The organism is Methylotuvimicrobium sp. KM1 (assembly GCF_044788715.1).
Lineage (GTDB): Bacteria > Pseudomonadota > Gammaproteobacteria > Methylococcales > Methylomonadaceae > Methylotuvimicrobium.
In genome coordinates this window covers 37359-59542 of record NZ_CP173171.1, presented here as the reverse complement: position 1 = coordinate 59542, position 22184 = coordinate 37359, and the positions used below count along the sequence as shown (strand labels likewise).

Annotated in this window: 17 protein-coding genes; 6 read left to right on the top strand and 11 right to left on the bottom strand. The window is 50.6% G+C overall.

All coding sequences use genetic code 11. The features are described from left to right. The first annotated feature begins 12 nt into the window (after positions 1-12). The 3 genes from ACINK7_RS22780 (at position 13) to ACINK7_RS22770 (ending at position 1741) form a co-directional block, all read left to right on the top strand. A complete protein-coding gene (locus ACINK7_RS22780; RefSeq protein ID WP_017842787.1) occupies positions 13-594 on the top strand; it encodes a peroxiredoxin in 582 nt (193 codons plus the stop codon). Positions 595-669: 75 nt separating this feature from the next. Next, on the top strand, positions 670-1068 hold the full coding sequence (locus tag ACINK7_RS22775) for a GFA family protein (RefSeq protein ID WP_017842786.1): 399 nt from the start codon (positions 670-672) through the stop codon (positions 1066-1068). A gap of 64 nt (positions 1069-1132) precedes the next feature. After that, positions 1133-1741: a hypothetical protein gene (locus tag ACINK7_RS22770; protein WP_005372857.1), complete on the top strand. Its 609-nt coding sequence runs from the start codon at positions 1133-1135 to the stop codon at positions 1739-1741. 377 nt (positions 1742-2118) lie between these two features. Here ACINK7_RS22770 and ACINK7_RS22765 read toward each other — a convergent pair whose 3' ends face one another. Genes ACINK7_RS22765 through traJ form a run of 7 tightly spaced genes read right to left on the bottom strand, consistent with a single transcriptional unit; the run spans position 2119 to position 17533 of the window. Further along, a complete protein-coding gene (locus ACINK7_RS22765) occupies positions 2119-10185 on the bottom strand; it encodes a strawberry notch-like NTP hydrolase domain-containing protein (protein ID WP_404361616.1) in 8067 nt (2688 codons plus the stop codon). Between the two features lie 2 nt (positions 10186-10187). Further along, the gene (locus ACINK7_RS22760) at positions 10188-10406 is read right to left on the bottom strand and encodes a conjugal transfer protein TraD (RefSeq protein ID WP_404361615.1); all 219 of its coding nucleotides are present in this window, start codon (positions 10404-10406) and stop codon (positions 10188-10190) included. A gap of 7 nt (positions 10407-10413) precedes the next feature. After that, on the bottom strand, positions 10414-12483 hold the full coding sequence (locus tag ACINK7_RS22755; protein WP_404361614.1) for a DNA topoisomerase III: 2070 nt from the start codon (positions 12481-12483) through the stop codon (positions 10414-10416). A 9-nt stretch (positions 12484-12492) separates the two neighbouring features. Further along, positions 12493-13026, bottom strand: coding sequence for a conjugative transfer signal peptidase TraF (traF, locus tag ACINK7_RS22750; RefSeq protein ID WP_404361613.1), 534 nt, complete (start codon positions 13024-13026; stop codon positions 12493-12495). Next, entirely contained in the window at positions 13023-14924 is a 1902-nt protein-coding gene (locus ACINK7_RS22745; protein ID WP_404361611.1) for a type IV secretory system conjugative DNA transfer family protein, read from the bottom strand. The genes traF and ACINK7_RS22745 overlap by 4 nt, the downstream gene beginning before the upstream one ends. A 4-nt stretch (positions 14925-14928) precedes the next feature. After that, a complete protein-coding gene (gene traI / locus ACINK7_RS22740; RefSeq protein ID WP_404361610.1) occupies positions 14929-17130 on the bottom strand; it encodes a TraI/MobA(P) family conjugative relaxase in 2202 nt (733 codons plus the stop codon). A 34-nt stretch (positions 17131-17164) separates the two neighbouring features. Next, positions 17165-17533, bottom strand: coding sequence for a conjugal transfer transcriptional regulator TraJ (gene traJ, locus ACINK7_RS22735; protein ID WP_404361609.1), 369 nt, complete (start codon positions 17531-17533; stop codon positions 17165-17167). 331 nt (positions 17534-17864) lie between these two features. On the opposite strand from traJ, the gene ACINK7_RS22730 reads away from it, so the two are divergent. Genes ACINK7_RS22730 through ACINK7_RS22720 form a run of 3 tightly spaced genes read left to right on the top strand, consistent with a single transcriptional unit; the run spans position 17865 to position 19410 of the window. Beyond that, positions 17865-18245, top strand: a complete 381-nt coding sequence (locus tag ACINK7_RS22730; RefSeq protein WP_404361608.1) for a TraK family protein — start codon at positions 17865-17867, stop codon at positions 18243-18245. Next, positions 18245-18970 (top strand): ArsA-related P-loop ATPase, encoded by a 726-nt coding sequence (locus ACINK7_RS22725; RefSeq protein ID WP_404361607.1) that lies wholly within the window; start codon positions 18245-18247, stop codon positions 18968-18970. Before ACINK7_RS22730 ends, ACINK7_RS22725 begins: the two co-directional genes overlap by 1 nt. Further along, positions 18970-19410, top strand: coding sequence for a conjugal transfer protein TraM (locus ACINK7_RS22720; protein WP_017842776.1), 441 nt, complete (start codon positions 18970-18972; stop codon positions 19408-19410). Before ACINK7_RS22725 ends, ACINK7_RS22720 begins: the two co-directional genes overlap by 1 nt. 36 nt (positions 19411-19446) lie before the next feature. Here the strand turns inward: ACINK7_RS22720 and ACINK7_RS22715 are convergent, their stop codons facing one another. From ACINK7_RS22715 to ACINK7_RS22700, 4 genes are all read right to left on the bottom strand, one after another. Continuing rightward, positions 19447-20004 (bottom strand): IncP plasmid survival protein KfrC family protein, encoded by a 558-nt coding sequence (locus ACINK7_RS22715; protein WP_404361623.1) that lies wholly within the window; start codon positions 20002-20004, stop codon positions 19447-19449. A 192-nt stretch (positions 20005-20196) separates the two neighbouring features. After that, a complete protein-coding gene (gene kfrB / locus ACINK7_RS22710; protein ID WP_404361606.1) occupies positions 20197-20544 on the bottom strand; it encodes an IncP plasmid survival protein KfrB in 348 nt (115 codons plus the stop codon). 583 nt (positions 20545-21127) lie between these two features. After that, on the bottom strand, positions 21128-21688 hold the full coding sequence (locus tag ACINK7_RS22705) for a hypothetical protein (protein ID WP_404361605.1): 561 nt from the start codon (positions 21686-21688) through the stop codon (positions 21128-21130). Between the two features lie 20 nt (positions 21689-21708). After that, entirely contained in the window at positions 21709-22182 is a 474-nt protein-coding gene (locus ACINK7_RS22700; RefSeq protein WP_404361603.1) for a hypothetical protein, read from the bottom strand. Positions 22183-22184: the final 2 nt, after the last annotated feature.

The window sequence follows — 22184 nt, the reverse complement described above, 5'->3', positions numbered from 1 at the left end:
TAGATAATCACGATGCAAAATATTCAGCCTCCACCTGATGTAATTTTTTCGATTCCTCTAGATTTGCCAGTTCCTTTGGATGATGGCGCATGCGAGCATTTGGAAAACATGCTGGTACCGAATGTTTCCCTGTGGTCAACCGATGATCAAGAAATCAATCTATCCGGCTTGTCTGGTTGGAATGTAATTTTCTGTTATCCAATGACAGGTCGCCCCGGAGTTTCCATCCCAGAAGGCTGGGTTAAAATTCCAGGTGCTGCAGGATGTACGCCTCAAGCCTGCTCATATCGTGACAATCACACTGAACTCAAACGCAATGGCATTGGCGTTTACGGTATAAGCAGTCAATCAACGGAGGAACAAAAAGAAGCCTCTAGTCGCTTGGAGTTGCCTTATCTGCTTTTGAGCGACGCTAATCATTCTTTTTCATCTGCTTTGAAGCTGCCCCTGCTTGAAGTTGGCGGCTCAAAATTGATCAAAAGGCTGACGCTCATTCTTAAAGATGGGGTGATCAAAAAGTGCTTTTATCCTGTATTTCCGCCAGATAAAAATGTCGTTGAGGTGATGGCTTGGCTATCCGAGAATCAAGCCTAACTCGGCATTCGAGCGGGACAGGCCAAAAGCGGCCTGCCCCTAAATTTTACGTTATCACACAAGAAAGTTGCACAAATGAAGCAAACGGGTAGCTGTCTCTGCGGAGGCATTCAATACGAAATCGACGGGCCGCTGACCGACGTTCTAAACTGTCACTGCTCAATGTGCCGAAAGCTCCATGCCTCTGCTTTCAGAACCCGCGCGAAGGTTCAATCCTCGGATTGGCGTACTCTCAAAGGTCAGGAGTTGCTGAAGTTCTACGAATCGTCTCCTGGTGAGCACAAAGGCTTCTGCTCAAACTGCGGCTCCAGCCTTTACACGAAATTCGACGCAGCTCCTGAAGTCTATGGTTTTCCACTCGGCACACTCGACACCGACCCGGAAGTAAAACCAGGGCGTCATGTATTCGTGGCGAGTAAAGCTCCTTGGTTCGAGATTACGGATGATCTGCCTCAGAATGCTGAGTATGACTAAGGCAGTGATAACAAGTCGCGTAAGGCCTCACTCGTTGACCGAGGTAAATTAGGATAAATACAGAATGTTTGAAATAGACCATCTTATGATTGAAGTCGGAGACCCTTTGAAAGTTGCTAATAATGTAGCGGAACGGCTAGGTTTGCCTTTTGCATGGCCTTTAATGAAAAAAGATGAGTACACCAGCATTGGTGTGAATTTTGGTGATATCAATATCGAATTCATAAATTTTAGAGTCAGATTTGGAATTGAAGGTACGGCATTCAGAGGTTTCAGTGGTATTGCATTTAAGGCCGCGGATTCTCTAGAAGAGTCCATAAAGAGACTGAACGCTTCTGAAATAAGTTATCGGATCGGAGAGGAATGCCAAGCCCACACAACTCTTCCTATCGAAGAACACCAGGTGTTTCCCACGGTTTTTCTTGTTAAATATCACTTTGATACTAGCGGCTGGATTGAACGTCTTAAAAATGAATTTGCCGAGTGTTCTGGTGGAAAATTTCATATCGGACGTTTTAAATCCCTCTCCATTAAACAAAGAACTCCAGCCAATTTGACAGATGAGTTTCAGATTAACGTCGGTGATAAGAACCAAATTTTCTTTGAATCGCGCACTGGGGAAAATGCTGTTATTTCTGATTTGATTGACAATTTGGAGATAGTAATTGCCTAACACAACGGTCAAAGGGACGCGCCGTCCGTTGGCGGTTTTGAAGGCTTCCTTTTTATCGGGTTCAATGGCTTCGTATAGCTTCCTTCAGCGGCGCGCCCCTTACCTTTACGTTGAATGGCAGCTAATTGAATCCCTGCCGACATTGAGCGCAAAGCTTCGAATGTCAACTAGGGGTCGGTTTTGATCGTTCAAGGAGGACATCCGGATTTGAACGGGCGTTACCGGATTTCATTTGCAGATAAAGTGAGCCTGAGAAAATCAAACGCGAGCCGGCACTGATAAATGCAAGCTCATTTGCATTTAATCTGAGCTCGGCAGGATTTTTATTTGCAGTTAATTCGAGCTGAAACCGGCGATAAATGCGAGTCCGACCGTTTTCAAATGCGAGCTCTTACATGTACTCGTTTTAGTTCCTTAGTTTGCTCTATATTCTGTTTCCGTTCCTGGCGTTGTTTTTGGGCTTGTAGAGCTTGGCTAAGTGCCGCCCTAACCTGGCGTTCCAATCCGTTTCGCCCTAATTGGCTCCGTGTGGCAAGATCATTAAAATCTGTATGTGCCTTCATTTTATCAAGAGCATCAATTTGCTCAGAGCTGAGCAAAGCATTTTGCAGTTTAATCACTTCCTGATTCGAAAGTTTTACCGTTTCCGGCTCCTTCTGAGCAGCTTCGAGACGGCGCATTGCACGATCATGCTCTCTATACTGTTGGGGAGTAAACGCTTCAAGATTAGGTGGATAAACATTTTCACCCGGCGCAAAAATTGGAAATATCGCGGTGCCATTAACAGCCTTGGCCGCCTCTTCGGCTTTACTGCGACCTGGATTAATACCATCCGTGAGGAGCCGGTTCCTATCGTCGTCGCCGGCGATGATGACAGGTTTATTCGGAAACTTTTCGTGCAACGCCTTGGCCACAACCTGAAGATTTCCGGAATCAAATGCGGCTACCGTGGCGAAACCCAATGCCTCGGCATTAGTGGCGGCCGTCGCGTAACCCTCGGAAATGACCAAGGCCGGTGCTTGATCCAGGGATTCAATCCCACCAATCACATGGAAACAACCTTCTTTACGGCTATCTTTGGCGAACCGCTTAGTTCCATCTTCTTGAATATACTGCATCGTCCATTGCTTGCCATCGACGTCAGTGGCCGGAATGTACGTTTTCTGGCCCCCGGCGTCGGTAAGTGTGCCGGCATGTGCCTGAATGCCTTTATCACGTAGATAGGGGGTTGACTCGAATACCGGCACTAAATTAGCCGTTTGACGGCTTACCCGTTGCGCAGTAGCCTCATGGACGCGTTCCTGTTCAGCCGCCCTGGCTGCCAATTTCTCGGCAGCCTCGGCCTGCAATTTTGCTTTTTCCTGTGGATCGAGCAAATATCCCTTTGATTTCCATTTCATATCAATGCCGGTGCGGTTGTTCTTAATGTAGCCGGCAGGGTGACCATCCAAGTGACCGACATAGAATCCGGATTTCTCTCCGGTCTTATCGCCCCCCACTTCGATTCGGTGTTTTTTGCCGTCCATAATTGGGTGTCCGTCGGCCACAATAAAGTCTATCGATCGCATGGCGTCTGCGAATTCCTCCATGGGGGATATTGCCGGACTTTGTTGATTAGGGACATTATCAGGTTTCCAGCGCTCTAACTCATCCCTCTGTGCATTAGGGCCAACGTACCACGACTTAGCAACTTTATCCCATAACGCACCGGCGGCTTTGGCGGCGTTACGTTCACCATACGGCACTGCTAAATACTCGCGTTTATCATTTTGGATCGGGCTTACGGGTTCGTAATCAATGGGTCGATCAACCGACTCGTCGCTTTTATGTGTTGTCCAGTTAGCAAATGGTTCGGGATCAACGCCAAGGGGAATAAACCAAGATCGCTCTTGCCGGTCCCACCGAGCACCAAGCTTTTTCGCGTCATCCTTTTCCTGATAGGGAACATTGATATAGGTCCTGGAATTAGACGTTGAATCAGTATCTCCCTGCGTAATGTTTTCGGTATTACTGCGTTCTGTTTTAGCCGCTAAAACATCTTCCGGACATGCTTCACCGAAGTGCTTAATCCATCGATCTCTTAAAGCCGGTTTGTTGCTCATCAATGCGGTTGTTACTGTTAGATTGAACGTTTTTGCATTGTGATCGTGCTCATAAAGCATAACCGCACTCTCTTCCAGATAATCGCGCTCACTTTCCTCTAAAGAAAGGGCGTCTTTGAATGCTGTAGTAGGATCGTTGTAACGTTTGGCTTCATCGAGTCCACGCCATCCATCACCGTTCCAAAACGTAAATTGATCGCTGGCGAGAATAAATTCTTTGCTATTCGTTTCCGGGGGTTCCATTGACACAATCTCATTCAACAATTCTCGTTTGCTTAATGATTCGGAGCGGGCCAATGCCGACAACTTTGGTGTCGATGTCGAAAGTTTTAGCAATCGTGCAAGCTCGTCTTGGTATTCTGTCATCGCTTTATCCTCGTTGGCTTGGGATACATTGCCTCCATCTATTGATTTCCGTGCGTCATTAATTGCGTTGTGCCATGCTTCAGATGCGGCAAGAAACGCTTCTTTGGAGGCTTGAACAATGGGATCCTCATGGCTTAATTGGTAACGGGCCTCATTTGCGCTGGATTCACCGTACACACGGACTAACTCCTGATGATAATTTTCCTCCGCAGCTTGCATGCGCTGGTATTCCTTCGTGGTAAGATCGGCAAGTGTTGCAGTGTGTGTCTGCGCTTTCTCCTGCTCCTGGATGTGCTGTTGTTCAAGACCAAGAATATAGCCTTGTATCTTTTCGGCATCAGCGGCCGCTCGGAATATCTCTAATGGATCTTCCTTAAGCGCCTTGATCCACGATCCAACATAAGCCGCATGTTGACCTGGATCATGCCCAATCCCAAGATCATCACCCAAAATCATGCTGGAAATTTCCGCCCGAAGTTCTTCCTTGGCGTACCCCTCGCTGCCGAAAGGATGTGCCAGGTCTCGGTCCAGGCGTGATGAGTGACCAGTCCAGTGGCCCAACTCGTGTAATGCCGTCGAGTAATAGCGATCTGCGCTTGAAAACATCCCCTTATCCGGCAAGTGAATGCTATCGGTCAATGATCGGTAAAATGCTCTTTCACCGCCGTTATGCTGAATATTGGCACCGGATGCGTTCAATATAGTCTCCGCCCGCTCAATCGGATCCCATGTTTGTTCTTTTTTCTCAAGCTCCGGCAAACCATCGATTTGTTCACCGTTGAATACGGTCGCGAAAAACACCCTAGGACGTTCAAGCTTAACAGTCACTTTAACGGGCTTTCCTTCGGCGTCTAAAACGGGTTTGCCATACTCATCTTTCTTGGTCTGTTCTTCGGTGAACTTCCAATACTGAATACCCGTGCCCTTCTCGCCTTTGCGGACTTGCGCTCCTTCGGCCGCCGCTTGGTTATAGGTCATCCAACGCTGATCGACGCGATCCTGAGCCATCAGGTGCAGCGCATTGATCCCCTTGTAGCGATTCCCGGTAGTCGGGTTATACGGCAAGAAAGATCCTGACGCTCCGGCCTCCCAAGGTCGTTGCCACGGCGCTGTCCCGGCTTCGAGTTGCTTGATTAAATTCTCGGCGACTGTCTCGTGATACGGTTTCTTCTGATTCTTCTGACTCATTGAAATAACCCCACTTTGGCTTTGTACGTCTGCGGTATTACTGACATCATCAGCTTTGACGACCAACTCACTACTCACAGGGTGAATGGCCGATTCGTTTTTTACTTTGGGAATGCCATGTTCTTGCTCAACGTCATCGTTGTCCTTGTTCCGGCTTTTCTTGATCAAATCAACAACAGGTTTCGATGCGGTGATCCGTTCAAACACGCCAACTCCGTTGCTACCCGTTGGAATAAATACCCGATCCACCCAACTGATACGCTCGACAAATGCGCCCTGATCTTTCAGAAGACGTTTTTCGGCATCGGTTAGATAGCCTCGCCCTTTGATCTCGATCCGATCCTCGCGATTGACCTTGGCGGTTGTAATTTCCCAGCCGTTTGAAAGAATGGCCTTGTTGCCGTTCTTGATTGAATTAAATAAATCGCTGGCCGACATATTGGACAAACCGGAATCCAGCCCCAAATTCTTGAGCGTTTGCTTGGCGGCCTTTGGTCCCAACATGCGGCCCAGCAGCTGTTCGCCGTCATCGGTTTGCAACCGCTTGATGGTTTCCGATCCCTCGACACGATCCCAAATAGGCAAGATCACGCCGACTATCATCCGCTCTGTTTTGGTTTCAGTTTTCGGCGCATTGGCCAATTGTTCATTCCAAAGCCTTTCGGCTTCCTTCTCATCGATCGCCCTGGTCAGCGTCACTTTCTGATAACTACCTACGCCATTAGAGACAACGGACCTGTAGTCATAGCCGCGACTAATCGCATCGGCATTATCGATGTATCGATGATCGTTTTTTCTGATCGTATGCACGACGCCGCGGTGTACCGTCTTGCCTTCTGAATTGAGTCTTTCGCCTATATCCGAAAGAAAAAAGACATCGCCTTTGTTTTTTCCGAACTCAGCGACAAACCATCCGCTGATGTCGTTATCCCTTGGATTTTCGCGCACGAACTTTTTGGCATCTTCCCATGCGTTATATTTAATCTCGTTGGTAACAGCCAACTCGACATAGCGGGTCTGTGCTCCGGTATTTTTATCTTCATAAGCAACATCATCGCGCGTCTTGACTATGCTCAGAGCGGTCATGGTCTGCAAACCAACATCATATAACCCCCGCTGCTTGGCATATTCCACGGCCTCTATGAGCCTGTCCTCAAACTCGCCAAAAACAGCGTTCTGCATATCCGTTTTCAGCGACAACAACCGATTCAAAAACTGCGGTATTGCCGGGATCTTGCTTTCACTCAACGATAGATTCTCATCAAGCAGGCTTAACCCCATCTGCTTGGTGACCTCATGAAATGACAGGCCGGTTTGACCGCGATAAAGATCACTAAAGAAATTCTTCAGCGCAGTCGAGGCATATTCGCTTTCAAGATTATCGGATGCCGTAAACATGCCTTGACCGGTCGCTTCACGTTGGCCGCGAGTTAATGCGCCTAACTGATCCAGTCTGCGGGCAATGGATGATACGAAACGCTTTTGCGCCTTCAGGTTGGTCGTGGGCAACACATAATGCGGTTCTTGCGCCTGGTTAGTCCTATGGGTTCGGCCGAAGCCCTGTACCGCTGAATCGGCCCGCCAACCCGGCTGCAAAATGTAGTGAACCCGTTTACGCTGATTTTCCGCGGTATTGTCGGCATGGAATGAGTACCCGGTGCCACCCGCTCCGGAAAACACCAAAATATCCTTTTTGTTGTTTTGGAAGGCTTCGGCATCGGCCCTGGACGCGTTCTTACCGCGCTTCTCTTCAACAACCCTTAGATTGCCTTCATCATCACGAACCTGGACAAACCTGCGGCTACGGCCGGTGACTTCGGCTACCGTGTCAGAACCAAAGGCATTGATGATGGAATCGAGCGGATTCTCAGGCACCCGGATTTGATGCAGCGTTTCCAATAAAGCGTCACGCAAGGCAATCGCTTCGCGATCAAAGACCTGATTACCCTCTGCATCACGGACAGGGATATAAACAGTATTACCGTTACTGTCTTGAGACGCTTCGTAGGCCGCCACCGGAAAACCGTTGCGCACGTAGTCCATCAACATCTGTCTTGGCGTAAAATCCAAGTCGTCAAGGGCTGCGTCATTGGCCGCCGCATCGGCAATGATCCGTTCTTGGGACGCCTCGTTTGTGTTGACCAACTGAATGACGGCAACATGGCCGGTATCCAGCTGTTCGCGTATATCGTCAATCACACGAGGCGTTTGCATCGCTGTGATGATTTGATTGAAAAAACGCTGATGAGCGCCCCAGAATTGCGACATTGCCGCACTCTTCCCGGCGCCGCTCTTACCGGCTTGGGTGATTTCCAATGCCTGATCCACATTGTCTAAAACCACTTGCCAAGCGCCGGCGAGTTCGTTGTAGATGTCTTCCTGCAAATCTGAAAGCGTATGCTCCAGCCGTTCATAGCTCACGCCGTCATACGACAGCGAACGGGCGAGATACATGCCCATCGCCTTCATATCACGGCTAATCAGTTCCATTGAGGCAATACCGCCTTTAGACACATTATCGATAAACGCAGTCGTGTTGGCGAATGGCGTGCCTTCACCCCACAGACCCAGCCGATCCGCGTAGCTCAGGTTGCTAATTTCCGTAGCGCCGGTAGCCGACACATAGGTAACCCGCGCATTGGGCAGCGCTTTTTGCAGATTGATACCGGCAATCGCTTGTTGCGAAGGCTTTTTAACGCCGCGTTTGCCCTTGACGGCAATAGCGTTACCCATGCTATGCGCTTCATCAAATGCAATCACGCCATCAAAATCTTTGCCCAGCCAGTCAATGATCTGTTGAGCACGGGTCTTGCCGCCCTTCTGCCCTAAGTCATTGGCTAATTTTTTCTCGCCCCCGCGAAGTGTTGAATAAGTGGTAAACAGAATGCCGTCTTTTTGAGTGATTTCATTACCGGCCTTGGTTTTGCCCTGAAAGAAAATCTTGCTGGGATCGCCGCCTACGCCTGCGAAGTCCCGTCTCGCATCCTCAATCAATCCCTCGTTGAACGAAACCCAGACGGCCTTGCTTCGACCCTGCATCAGGTTATCGAGAATAATGCCGGATATTTCCCGGCCTTTGCCGACGCCGGTGCCGTCGCCAATGAAAAAGCCCTTCCGTGATCCATTCGGCAACAATTCAGAATGTGCTTGTCCTGTGTAAACAATAGACTCAAGTTGCGCAATAGACAGTAGGCCATCTTGTATTACATTCACGGGCAAAACCGGAGCATAAGTCGGCGTTAGCGGCTCAACGGCCGACATTGCCGCTGACTGCACCAGCTTTCCGGGGTGTGGTTTTGCGCCTGGAATAGTGAGGCGTTGCGGGCTGTAAGATGCGAATACGGAATCGGTGAACTCGCTGACTTCTCCGCTCTTGACCTCTATTGCAACGGCGCCGACAGGGTTGCTTTCGCTGATGCCACTATTTCCTCCAATATCTGCGCCGCCGCTTCGGCCAGTGTCTCCGACAGTTCCATTTGAAATTCCACTCCCGGTTCCGATTCCGTCATTAGCATCATCGCCAATTCCGGATTCGCCTCCAACTTGGCTATCAGTAACAGAGGCTCCTGAATCTCCCCCGTGTCCAATAGGTTCCGTTCGAGAGCTTCCCGTATCAGAACCAGTGCCGCGAGCTCCGTCGCTGGGTTGTAAACTATCCGGGACTGTTGGAGTATCTTCATCGATTGCTGGTTGATTGAAGCCTCGTTGTATGTGCTGACGTTCATTTCTAATACCTTCTAATAATATGGGTAAATCGGCGACCGAATCGACTCTACCCGTTAAGACGGGCTGAGTCGTCGGTCCGGTTTTATCGATAACCAAGAGTTGGTTATCGAACGTCGTACCGTACTTCGCATACTCCTTGCCGGCTATGCCGACATTCGCACGCACGGTGTACTTTTTCTCTATCTCCTTCCACCAGTTGGCGAATGCCGGTCGATCAGCGGCCATTCCATTGCCGACCACAGCCACCAGCCGGCCGCCGTCTTGTAACCGTTTTAAGGCCTGTTCGATATGTCTAGCGCCGTTCGATGTGTCGCGTTGCCCCTGCACTCGGCCAGCGGTCGAAGAAAACGGCGGATTCATGACAATGACGGTAGGTTTGATGTCGGGCGGTAATACGTTGTCCAGCTGCTCCGCGTTTTCCTTGAACAGTCTCGCCTTTGGAAACAATGAGGAAAGTAACGCCTGCCGGCGTGGCGATAATTCATTTAAAACAATTTCGGCCCCGGCAATCTTTGACCAGATCGCTAAATCGCCAGTCCCTGCGGAGGGTTCGCCCATCACATCATAGGGCTTGACGTTCGCCACCCAATTGGCAACAAACGACAAAGCAGGCGGTGTGCTGAATTGCTGAAACTCTTCCATTTCCTCATCCCGCCGCGTCTGCGTGGGCAGTTTCCGGATTCGGCTGGTGAGTTCTTTAGTTTTGCGGGTTGCCCATGTGGCATCCTGTTCAGTCCAATCGGCTTTCTCGGTGTTGCCTAGATGGATGTTGAATGCCGTTTCCATCGCATCATAGGCGTCTTTCGTTGAATATACCCCTTCGGCCATCGTTCCGCCGAAAGCGCGATTGGCCTCATCAGTTAAGAATTTTGTCGTGATTTCACCGTCCTTATCGAGCTTTTCAGCGAGTCGTAACGCGAGAACATAACGAGACTGATCTTTCGATATCGGTGATGGATCCGCCTCTTCTTTTGAATGAACAATCGGCGATATCGGCGCATCAGCCACGACCAGCCAGTCGTTAAATAAATCCCATTGATCCGGATTCGATTTCTTCGCCATATTTAGCTACCCGAGATTAAGTCCGCGCTACTGTCTAACGCGTCTGATTCACCGATAGCATCCTCTTCAAATGCGCCGGCTTTCTCAGCCTCATCCGGATCAAACTCCACTTCAAAGCCTGGCGCCGTTTCTGCGTCGCTCAGCTTTTCAATCAGTGCGTCAGTCGGCTTGACCGCTATCTCGATTTCGGTGTTTGAACGGCTATTAGTTTCATTATTCATGATGGTATTACCCCTTAATGACTGTCTGATTGTTGTCGCGGCCCTTGCTATAGTCAGGTCGTCCTTTTAGCTCGGGATAGGTTTGTTTGCAGGTAGGGAAGTTGCTGCATCCCCACCAAAAATGCCCTGGCTTTTTGCTGGGTCGACGTGAAAGACCGCTACCGCACGCCATGCACTTGTGCAGCGAAGATACCGGAGTCCCCTCTTTACCGCCGGCAATGCGCACGGCTCCCGCGTTCGCCTTCGCCACTTGTTCGCGGATAAAATCCTCTTGCCGGGCTATAAATGCGCCCATCTCGGTATTGCCTTGCTCGATACCTTTCAACATTCGTTCATACAAGGCAGTCAAAACCGGACTTTTCACGACTTCCGGCAAAGCATTGATGACGCTGCGACCCAATGTCGTGCTAATAATATGTTTGCCCTTGAGTTCTAGGAACTCTCGGCGTTTTAACTCCGAAAGAATGGATGCTCGGGTGGCCGATGTACCGATGCCATCGCCATCACGCAACACCTTCTTATGATCCGGGTCCGATACAAATTTATGTATGTTCTCCATTGCGCGGGTTAACGTGCCTTCGGTAAACCTGGCCGGCGGCTTCGTCTTGGCATCCCGTCTAGTGGCCTGTCCGCAGGTCACATCGTCGCCTTGTTTCATGGCCGGCAAGCGTTGCCCGTTGCCTTCTACCGAATCGTGTTTGTCGTCCTCGTCGGCTTCTTGGAATACATCTCGCCAGCCGTTGCGCGTGATGACCTTCCCGTTCGCAGTGAAGGTTTCGCTCTCGACTTCTGCACTCACGGTTGTTTGCCTGTACTCGTGCAACGGATAGAACTGAGCGAGGTAAGCCCGAACAATCAGCTCATAGATAGTGCGCTCTTTGTCACTAAGGCCGGACTTTCCTCCCTTGTGCAGCGTCGGGATGATCCCGTGGTGCGCGGTGATCTTCGAGTCGTTCCACGTTTTGGACTTGATGCGTGGATCGGCACCGTCCACGATCCCGCCCAGCTCGGGATTGACGTATTTGATCGCTGCCAAAATACCGGCTGCATCGGCGTGTTGAGATTCCGGCAGATAGGCGCAATCGGTACGCGGGTAGGAAGTCAATTTGTGCGTTTCATAAAGCGTCTGGCAGGCTTTCAGCACCTCTTCAGCGCTATAGCCGAATTTATGGGAGGCTAATAGCGTTATGTCGGACAGCGCAAAAGCCAGCGGCTGGCTTTGTGTCTTGGCCTCCTCCTTATACTCGGCAATGATGCCGGGCTTACCGGCTATCTTCTCGACCAGCGCGTTGGCAATAGCGGTATCGACAAGTCGGCCTTCGGAATCAAGGCCGACTTGATCTTCTTTAGCCTTCCACGCGGCGAAAAAGGAACCCCCAGCGTGCTGAATCTCGGCTCGGATAGTGTGGTACGGGACCGGCTTGAAGCCTTCTATTTCTCTATCCCGCGCAACAACTAGGGCCAAGGTGGGCGTCTGTACTCGGCCAACGGTCAGCAGCGCTCGAGAACCGCCACGTTGCGCCCGTAACGTGTATGCGCGGCTAAGGTTCATACCTATGAGCCAGTCGGCACGCTGCCGTGCCTTGGCGGCATCGGCCCAGCCGGCAAAATGGGTGTTATCCTTCAAGGCGGCCAAGCCACGTTGGACTGAAACAGAGTCTTGCGCAGACACCCAGAAACGACGTACAGGCTTGGTATTGTTGAAGTGTTCAAGGACCTCATCTACCAGCAATTGTCCTTCACGGTCGGGATCGCCGGCGTTCACAATGACGTCGGCCTCTTTGAGTAGCTTACCGATCGCGGTCAATTGTTTCTTTGCATCCTCCTTGGGCATGAGTATCCAGGTCGTCGGAATGATAGGCAGTTCATCAACTCGCCAGACTTTCTTGCCATTGCGGCCGCGTGGTACTTCACTCGGTGTGTAATCATCCGGTTCGGCCTGCTCGAGCATGTGTCCAAAGCACCAGGTTACTTTGTTGCTCCCACACTGGATAAAGCCATCGCCTTTGCCTGTCATTCCCAATTCCCCCGCAATGGCTTTTGCCACAGAAGGCTTTTCTGCAATAAATAGATTCATACCCGCTCCTTACAACGTCATTACCGGCCGTATCACGGTCTTAATTTGTGAACGATCGACAGGCCCGAAGTAGCGGCCATCAAAGGACGTGCCGCTCACATCGGACATCAGCAGTAATTCGTCATCGCCTAATCTATAGTGCTCTACATGGAAATGCGGCAATGCCCGCCCGGCACTATCAACCTTGCGGGGTACACTAAGAGGAAGAAGCTCGCCATTGACCCTTACACCCGCTTCATCGATCACTACGATGTCGTTTTTAGCCGCTAAAATGCGTTTCATCAGGTAACCATATCCACCCGGGCAAAACCCGGCCCCGATATACCCTCTTTCCTTCGCCATTGTGAACACTTCATTTTCCGGCGGACAAAACAGCACATAGGCGCCTTTAGCTACTTGAGCATTGCTGGCCAAATACAAGCCAACCGGAATGCTTTTCGTTGTGTTAATGCGTACTCCGGCAGCATAAGCGCATCCACTAACGATCAGAGCGGCAATTCCTGCTCTCGCAACACGATCCGTAAAGCGTTTCAAGCACTTCATATCGTGATCTCCACTTCGTCGTGCACCTGAATAAGCTTGTCGCTCAACAGCGGAGCCGGGATCGAAGCCCGCGCTTGAAAAATCGAGTCCTTAAAATAGAGCGGTTGTTTTCCATAGATGGCGGGATACCCGGCTACATAAATGACCATATCCCCCGCTTCTTCAATCTCACCCGCCGCATTCTTACGCGGCCCCGGCATACGTAAGCATTCATCGGCCGTCAATAAGGGCCTCTGCACTTCCTGAATGGTGCGTGAGACTTGCCCCATCATGGCGGCCGTTCGGCGTCCGCTGGTGGTGATCTGCTCTTTAATCACAGTGGTTTGCCCGGTTAAGCGCGAAAGGTGCTCGGCCGTCTCAATGCGATTGGGTGGATAAGCGTTCTGAACGTGGCAATTCGAGGTAATCTGTTCATCGTGACCGTATCCTGTTTCACGGCTCTTGAGCTGGTTAATGTCCTGACAGATCAGATAACACTTGATACCGTAACCGGCTACGAAAGCCAGAGACTCTTGCAGGATTTCCAGCTTGCCAAGACTTGGAAACTCATCCAGCATCAAGAGCAAACGATGTTTGTAGTGCGCCACCGGGCGACCGTTCTCGAACTCCATCTTGTCGGCCAGCAGACGAACGATCATGTTGACCATCACGCGCACCAGCGGCTTCAGACGGGACTTATCGTTCGGCTGAGTCACGATGTACAGACTCACAGGGTCATCGTGATTCATTAAATCTTTGATGCGAAACTCTGACTGACTGACATTCTTGGCTACGACGGGATCTCGATACAGGGCCAAGTAGGATTTGGCCGTGGAAAGGACCGACCCGGCTTCTTCTTCGGGGCGGTCCATCATGTCGCGGGCGGCTGAGCCAATGGCCGGATGGTTCTCGCCGTTCTGGAAATGGCCGTAGGTCACCATTTCCATCCAGAGCTCGGCAATGTCACGATTAGGATCGGCCAGCATGGCGTCGACCGATGGCAACGTGGCCTGCGTGCCTTCCTGTTTTGCCTTGTAGAGTGCGTGCAGGATGACGCCAACCAGCAGCGCAAAAGCGGTCTTCTGCCAATGCGATTCGAGACCCTTGCCGTCCGGATCGACAATGAGGGCGGCAAGGTTCTGTACGTCGCCCACCTCGTATTCCGTTCCGGTGCGGATTTCATCTAATGGATTCCAGCATACGCCGCCGCTGACCGATGCCGGCGCAAAGTTTAGAACCTTGTTTTTAGCGTGCTGCTTTCTCCAGCCCGCTGTCAATGCCCACAGCTCGCCTTTCAGGTCGGTGATAACCGCGCTGGCCGGCCAGGAAAGCAGGGTCGGCACCACAAGTCCGACACCCTTGCCTGAACGGGTCGGCGCATAGGTCAAAACGTGTTCCGGCCCGTTATGGCGCAAGTAGTAAAATTTACCCTTATTATCTTCCCATCCACCGACATACACCCCGGTAGAGGATGGCGAATCTTTACCGGTCACCGCTTCAAGAAAAGTGCGCGGCCGTGGCAATAGACCCGCCGCCTGAATATCCTGCTCCCCGGCCCATCGAGCCGAACCGTGCAGGTGCTCAGTGGCCTTCGATGAATTCGAAGCGATAACTTTCGCAACGGCTACGCCCAGCAGACCCGTCGTTGAAACCAATATCCCCACACTGCCGGCTTGCATGAATTCATTCGGATATTGGTTGAACCATGCCGCCCCCCATTGCAAAATCGACCAGGGCGCATACACATGATTGATGTGAGCGCCCAAACTCTCTTGATAGTTGAATGCAGCAGCGAAATACTGCGTGGCCGCCTGTAGCCCGCCGCCCAGCGAAAGCACCCCTAAAGCCGGCAACAGTTTATTGCCTTGCTTTTTTCGCCGTATCTGGGGACCCACTGCATTATGGTGTTTTGTACTCATGTAGTCATCGACTCCTGCCTGCTGTTGTTTTAATCGATCCTATCGAGGTAATCGTGACGAAATCGCCTATCCCGACACGTTTCAATCGCCTGGTCGTCGCTTGATCGATCGGCATAACCATAACATCATCGCCCTGTTTCAATAATGCCAAAGCCTGACCATCGACAGTTCTGATTCCTGCATAAGCGAAGGCTCCTTTTTGTCCATTATATAAGTTATGATTCGGTATATCGTTTATTTTAAGCCTCTTTTGCTCTCTTTCGTCAATATATTTTTTAGCGGCAGTGATTTGTTCAGGACTCACGCCTGCCCCAGAAACTCCCCGTCGCAATGCGTTATCTGGTTTGGCTCCTTGCTGCTCCAGGTGACCAAAAACATCACGCGGCAATAGCACTTCACTTCCGCCGGCGATGCGAACCATACCGAGTTGGGACAGCCCTCGCAAACGGTGCCGGCTTTGGGGCGGCGGGATTCGTCCAATGCCTCCAATGTCGGACTTCCGGCTGACGCCGGCGCTAACATTCCCCCCTGTTCCTCGACCGCCGTCTGCTCGGCCATCGGATTCTGATCGAGTAGAGTGCCGGTCGGCAGCGACGCCTGATCCAGAGCGGCCAATGCCGCGTCCAGCTCGGCCTCGATGTTGTTCTGTTCGTTTGTCATGACTGTTCTCTTTGATTAAAAGCGCTTGCCGCCTACTTTCCAAGATCGGATCGGCAAAGGTGATGGGTAAACGCGAATCGACGGCGGCTCGGATAATCTGCGCCTTGAACTCGGCGGCGCCGTTGACGGTGATACGGCTCCCGTAGCGTTCCATTGCCAACGTCAAGGCTTGTTGCAATCCTTCATGGGAAGCTTCTCGGGATATTTGCAGGCGATCGCCATCATCCCGGACGGCCGACCTGCCTGCTCGGAAAATGATCGTGCCTTTTTTGGTGATGTTGTCCAGGGTAGGCGCTTGACCGGCACCCGGCCTGGCCTGTCCATCGCCTTTAACAGTGTTACCTTTGAGCCCCTGCGCGGCCTCACGGGCACGCAAGGCGGTCAATGCCTCGGCACTGCCCTGCATCGCCTCCTGCTTGAGCCAGTCGGCCCATGTCCGTCTCCGGAACGCATCATAGAAACCTTGCCGCTCCCGCCGGTACTGCTTATTGATCGACTGTATTTCGTTACGAAGCGCTTGACTGGCTTGCGCATACAGCAACTTCTTAACCAACCGCCCTTCGGTCAATGTTTTGATGGCTGTTCGACGCAGCCGACTCGACTGCTTGGCGGCCTCTATCCGCCTCTCCTTACGTTTTCGCGCCTTGTCCAACTCGGCGGCACGAGCCGCCGTCGACGTTTGCTGCTCAGCCTTATACTTGGCGTACAACTCAACCGTATCAACCCGTAGACGAATCGGGCTTTTTTGATAGTGTCGCTTGGTCTGGGCTTGTCGCTGAGGTGATGCCTCGAATGTTCCCAGACGATCCTCGAGTTTCGATTTTGACAACTCGCGCGATAAGGTACTGGCCTTAACCCTCGTACCGTCGCCCGCCTCAATGACAAAGCCATTGCCACGCTCTCGCAATTCCAGGCCGTTTTCGTGCATCACTCGATGCAAGTCCGTCCACGTCGCGGCGCTTCGGATCTCGTCCAGACATTCCCGCTTGATCCAACCCAACAGGCTTTCAACGCCTGCATGGCGTTCCATGTCGGCGGCTCTATTTTCGGAACCGCTCTTGCGCGGAATATGATTGTCGGGCTCAAGCCGGTAATCTCGCTCAAGAATTGTGCATAATTCGGCCAACGTTTTATGCGGATAATACGGTTCGTGCATGGTGTGGCGTGTCGGATGAATCTTATTGATGGCAATATGCATATGCAGATTATCCGTGTCGTAATGCACTGCACTGATTCGCTGGTGTTCGCCATAACCAAGCCCCATACAAATGCGCTCTTCAATGGCCCTTAAGGTATCTACGCCGGGCTTCTCGCCTGTTCTAAAGCTGACCAGTAGATGGTAGGTTTTATCGCCCTTGGCCCGCGTGTTGAGATGCTGGGTTGCCAGTGCCTCGGCAATTGCGGCTTGAACCGTACCGGCCTCGCAATTGGTGACCTGAACCGCCCCCAATCTCTCGGTTTTTTCTTGCGCATCGGTGATGTAATCCGCTAAGCCTGCAAAGTCACTTTTACCAGGCGACCGCATGGGGACATGCTTGGCAATCAAGACACGATCCTTAGAATTTTAGCCGCTAAAAAAATCATGACTCAGCTCTGGGTTGAACGATGGACTTCATGACCCGCCCCATTTCATTTTGCGTCGCCTCAATCCGGTTCAGCAGGGCCCGAATAGTGGCATCGCTAAACTGAGCGGTACGCACGTCATCGGTCAACCAGAGTTTGAGTAAGCCGCCCAAACGGCCGAGATCACCGTTGATACGTGCCAATTCGCGCACTTGTTCGTAATCGACAATACCTGTGATTTTATAACCCTGTCCGACCGTCATCAAAAAAGAAGACAGACTCATCCCTGCCGATCTAGCATTGCCTTCAATCAACTCCCGCTCTTCCGGAAGGCAATACACCTTAATGGGTGGCGTGCTTTTCCGTGTTTTCTTTTTATGTTCCATGGTTTCCTCTCAATTTAAAGCCGGCGGTAGCCGGCCAGCCTCGCAGAGCAGGATGTCCGTTGAGTGCGTAGCGCGAATAAGGTCAGTGAAGCAGGAACATCCCGCTTGCGGGTGGGCCTACTTCACACATCCTGCCCTGTCCTAACGGACGGTTACGCCAAGAATAGGAACCCCCTGAAGTTTCGATTTATCATACATAAAGACTGGAAAATATCCTAATTTAATTTCGATATAGAGAATTTTTAGTATAATTGACGTATAATCGAACACAACCGGATTGAGATGACACAAAGTTGACAATTAATAGGAAAACGATGGATGAAAAATCGATATGGCTAACAGCTATCCCGAACAACTTGGCGAATGGGTCAAAAAACGGCAATCAACAAAACGAGACAAGAACTTAGTGGCATTCTTGGCCGTTAAAAACGATGTGCAGGCCGCATTAGATGCGGGTTACGCAGTTAAAACGATATGGGCCAACATGCTCGATACCCAGCGGATCGAATTTGGTTACGACACATTCTTAAACCACGTAAACCGCTTGATACGCCGACCGCAGGAAGCCCGTCCAACCGAGACCGAAACAACAGCCACAGCCAACAGCGATACGAAATCAAAAATAAGCAAGACACAAAAAACAACGACACCGCCTTCTGCTCAGGCTGGCTTCGTATTCAATCCAAAACTCAACAAAGAGGATTTATTTTAATGGCTAAAATTCATATGGTTTTACAAGGCAAAGGGGGGGTCGGTAAGTCGATGATCGCGGCCGCAATTGCTCAATACAAGGCAAGCAAGGGGCAAGCGCCTCTATGCATTGATACCGATCCTGTCAATGCGACGTTTGAGGGCTACAAGGCATTAAAAGCGCGTCGTCTGAACATCATGGATGGCGATGAAATCAACACCCGCAACTTCGATGCCCTGGTAGAACTGATAGCGCCGACCCAAAGCGATGTCATTATCGACAATGGGGCCAGCTCGTTCGTCCCGCTCTCGCATTACCTCATCAGCAACCAAGTGCCGGCACTGCTCAAGGACATGGGACATGAGATGGTTGTTCATACCGTCATCACCGGCGGCCAGGCCCTTCAGGACACGGTAAGCGGATTTGCTCAATTGGCCGGCCAGTTCCCGGATGAATGTGTGTTTGTCGTCTGGCTGAATCCTTATTGGGGACCTATCGAGCACGAAGGCAAGGGATTTGAACAAATGAAGGCCTACAAAGACAACAAAATTCGTGTATCGGCCATTATCCAGATTCCGACGCTCAAGGAAGAAACCTACGGACGGGATTTCTCGGAAATGCTGCAAGCCCGGCTGACCTTCGACGAAGCCCTAGCCATGCAATCGCTAACCATCATGACCCGACAGCGGCTCAAGATCGTGCGCACCCAGATTTTTGGGCATCTTGAGAACGCGGCGGTGCTGTAATGGCGACTGACAAAATTGAGGAAACCATCAAGGAAATTGCAGTTAAACATGGCATCGCTGTGGGCCGCGACGATCCAATCCTGATCCTTCAAACCATCAATGAGCGATTGATGCAGGACAGCGCAGCCGCCCAGCAAGAGATCCTAGACCACTTCAAGGAAGAGCTTGAGGCAATTGCGCACCGATGGAGCGATGATGCAAAAAATAAGGCGGAAAGGACGCTCAACGCGGCCCTGACGGCCAGCCGCGAGACTATGACCCAGACGATGCAGGAAGGCGCCAAGTCGGCGGCGGAATTGATTCGCCGCGAGATTAAAGCGGCATCCGCACAGTTCGCGGCGCCGATCCGCGAAGCAAAGCGCGTGGCCCTCATGAACCTGATCGCCGCCGGCATGACGATCATAGCGGCTGGACTGGTCCTTTGGGCTGCCTCGATGTGAAGACAGCATACATAACCCGGAGGACCGGGCTATCGTTTATAGGGGCTTTGACAGTCCTAAGGATTGAGAGCGGCCTTGCCGCTGCTCATGGGTTTGTTTGCGCTCCCTCTCCTGCTTGCGCATGAGCGCTTGATGACGCCGTGCCGCCTCACGCATGGCATCCCAATCAGACGCAAGCTCGGGATTCTCCGCCCGCATCTTACGGGTGGCCAGCTCTTCAATTTTTGGGGCATGAATCCCCATCCCTTCCTTGATTTCGCGCACTGTCTCAAGACGATTATGCAAATTGTGCAGACGTGCTTGCTGTTGTGTTTGCCGGGCCTGCCATGCCCGTTTCGCGCTAGGCATAGACAACAAACCGGGCGTATTGGCCTGCGTGTGTTGTAGACGCGCTTGCTGACGATCGATCAAGTTTTCAATCCGATCCTCGATCTGTTCAACCTGGGCGTGTTTAGCTTGAGCGTACAGCGCCAATGCTTCTTGATACGTTTGCTCAAGGGGAGCGCCCTCCAATAGAGCTTGTTGTTCTTGCTCCAAGCCCTGAGTGCGCTCTAACAACACATCGCCGACCAAACTGTTCCCGGCAAATCTTATCCCTGTCGCCTTTCTCGTAGATCCCGGCGGCGCTTGAGTTCCGCCCTCTTCCAATCGCTCGACCCGACCCACTGTATCGTCGGTTAAAGTTCCTAAATCACCGTTTCGAATGACCCTTGGCAAATTGCCCCAAGGACCGCTTTCACCAACTGACTTGTTCAAAGACGCCTCCAAATTTTTAGCAGCTAAAAATTATCGGGAGCGTCCTCGACTTAGTTTGGCAGTCTCGGACGATATGACTGCTTTACCATGATCGTTGTAACTAATGCTTTTTACACTCCCGTAAGTAGGCACTATATCGAAATCTTGCCGAGCATGCATAACGAATTTTTTACCTATTTGCTGATACACACTATTTTTGTCCGCATAAACGATGACGCCATCATATCGCTGCAACTTATCTACCGGCTCCGCCGTGTAAATATTGTATATACCAGGCTTCAGAGTGCCCGCTTTGTCTACCTTCTGACTCGTCCATGCCCCATCACTTTCGCCTTGCAGTATCCGTTGGCCATTCATTACTAAAAGACGCTGTTTCATGCCTATCCTGTTTCAGATAACTAATTGATTCATCCGGCACAACAAAAGGCCAATATTTAGATACTGGCTTTTTGTTGATGTTCCGAATAGGCATGCAATTGTAGATGAAGAGCAATAACTACACCAATAGCCAACTTAATAAACTATTTGGATGACCGTAAGAATTCGAGAATGGGTATTAGCGGATAAAATCATGTGACGCGTGTTTTATAGAGTCATCTATTCATGATTCGCCAGGTCAAGTCCTACCTCACTGCCCCGTAATTCGTAAATACAGAATCGACTGGGGTGCTGTCGACACGGACTCAACGCCCACAAAATGTATGGCGTCAATGCTATGCCATCATTCTGCATTTCCAAGTATATTGCGACAGATCGCAATCGGCCAAAACCGGCCACTGAGGATGCTTGCGAAATTTTCCATTCCTAAGTTCAGCGAATGGCAGCTTTTCGGCAAGCAACCTTGAGTGGTCTTTGGCTCGACCCGGCCACTTTGCAACATTCAAGTATTTCAGCGTATGGCCGCTACAGAACACTTAGCTGGCGATCAACTTAATAATCAGGCGCCAATTGGTGCGAAATGTTATGTGTTGAACAGCCTTCTTCTGAACCTCCCCAGTTGCATAGCCCAATCTTTAGAAACAAGATGGAGCATCTTAGCAAGTTCACGGCAACACTCGGGCGTTAAGAAAGCATTGTGTTCTCCTAATTCACTATTAATATATTCAAGAATATTGCCATGGCAAAGATTGTGGCGAATACGAACAACCTCGACATTAATCTGATTCGAGCGTTTCGTTTCCAATTTTGCTAAAAAATCATCCTCGCCAGGGAAGGCTAATGCCTCTACCGGTAATCCAGATTCCTTTGCGGATTTTAAAAGGCTATTGCTTAAAGTTTTGATGGAATCAAGCTCAGTGACTCTAGCGGGCTTTTCAATCTGTGCCATAGTGACCCTAAGCGAAGCCTCAATTCCGTTGAGAAAACTTGTACAGGCAGGTAAGTAGAGCTCATTTTTCAAGGCCTGAGATGCTTGTGTAAAGAACCAATGAATTTCAGAACCTAACTCTTGCTCAATAAAGAACACCTTCTCTCTATGTTCTTTAAGGCCTTCATCTATAAAGTTTTGTATTTCGTCTTCCATGTTATGACCCTTGGATGATGTTAAGGGGCTGACGCGATAGTATCCGTCCCGCTTGAACGCAATTTTAGCCATTCAGCAAAAGTTGTACGCTTTGGGGGATAGCAACGAAAGAACCAAGGTTTTGCCTCAAATTTTGCGCGCTCCCAATCGTGCTTTAGTAACAATGCTACTCTCTCTGAAAATTCAGCGAGTTTAATTTCTCGATTTTCAGATACCTTTAAATTCACAATGGCTCCAAGGATGGCATTGTCTTCATTATCAAATGGATTAAGGTTAAGGGAAAACTCCAATCGAAGTTCCAAAAGTTTTGCCGATTCATCGGCTTCCGCGGCTTTATAGACCTCATTAGATTTGATGCGGATTTTCTCTCTCCACTTTGCTCTTTCTTTGGTTACATTTTCAATCAGAATTTTTCGTTCGCTATTTCGAAGCGCGACAAAACCAGCAACAAGACCACCAACCACTGAAGATGAAAGAAAAACTGCGAAGTCCAAAA

Bases quoted from the DNA above. Each gene is read 5' to 3' on its own strand.
- ACINK7_RS22780 (WP_017842787.1), top strand. From the start codon at position 13: ATGCAAAATATTCAGCCTCCACCTGATGTAATTTTTTCGATTCCTCTA.
- traF (WP_404361613.1), bottom strand. From the start codon at position 13,026: ATGAAGTGCTTGAAACGCTTTACGGATCGTGTTGCGAGAGCAGGAATT.
- ACINK7_RS22745 (WP_404361611.1), bottom strand. From the start codon at position 14,924: ATGAGTACAAAACACCATAATGCAGTGGGTCCCCAGATACGGCGAAAA.
- ACINK7_RS22765 (WP_404361616.1), bottom strand. From the start codon at position 10,185: ATGGCGAAGAAATCGAATCCGGATCAATGGGATTTATTTAACGACTGG.
- ACINK7_RS22760 (WP_404361615.1), bottom strand. From the start codon at position 10,406: ATGAATAATGAAACTAATAGCCGTTCAAACACCGAAATCGAGATAGCG.
- traJ (WP_404361609.1), bottom strand. From the start codon at position 17,533: ATGGAACATAAAAAGAAAACACGGAAAAGCACGCCACCCATTAAGGTG.
- ACINK7_RS22770 (WP_005372857.1), top strand. From the start codon at position 1,133: ATGTTTGAAATAGACCATCTTATGATTGAAGTCGGAGACCCTTTGAAA.
- ACINK7_RS22705 (WP_404361605.1), bottom strand. From the start codon at position 21,688: ATGGAAGACGAAATACAAAACTTTATAGATGAAGGCCTTAAAGAACAT.
- ACINK7_RS22725 (WP_404361607.1), top strand. From the start codon at position 18,245: ATGGCTAAAATTCATATGGTTTTACAAGGCAAAGGGGGGGTCGGTAAG.
- ACINK7_RS22775 (WP_017842786.1), top strand. From the start codon at position 670: ATGAAGCAAACGGGTAGCTGTCTCTGCGGAGGCATTCAATACGAAATC.
- ACINK7_RS22730 (WP_404361608.1), top strand. From the start codon at position 17,865: ATGGCTAACAGCTATCCCGAACAACTTGGCGAATGGGTCAAAAAACGG.
- ACINK7_RS22755 (WP_404361614.1), bottom strand. From the start codon at position 12,483: ATGAATCTATTTATTGCAGAAAAGCCTTCTGTGGCAAAAGCCATTGCG.
- ACINK7_RS22720 (WP_017842776.1), top strand. From the start codon at position 18,970: ATGGCGACTGACAAAATTGAGGAAACCATCAAGGAAATTGCAGTTAAA.
- kfrB (WP_404361606.1), bottom strand. From the start codon at position 20,544: ATGAAACAGCGTCTTTTAGTAATGAATGGCCAACGGATACTGCAAGGC.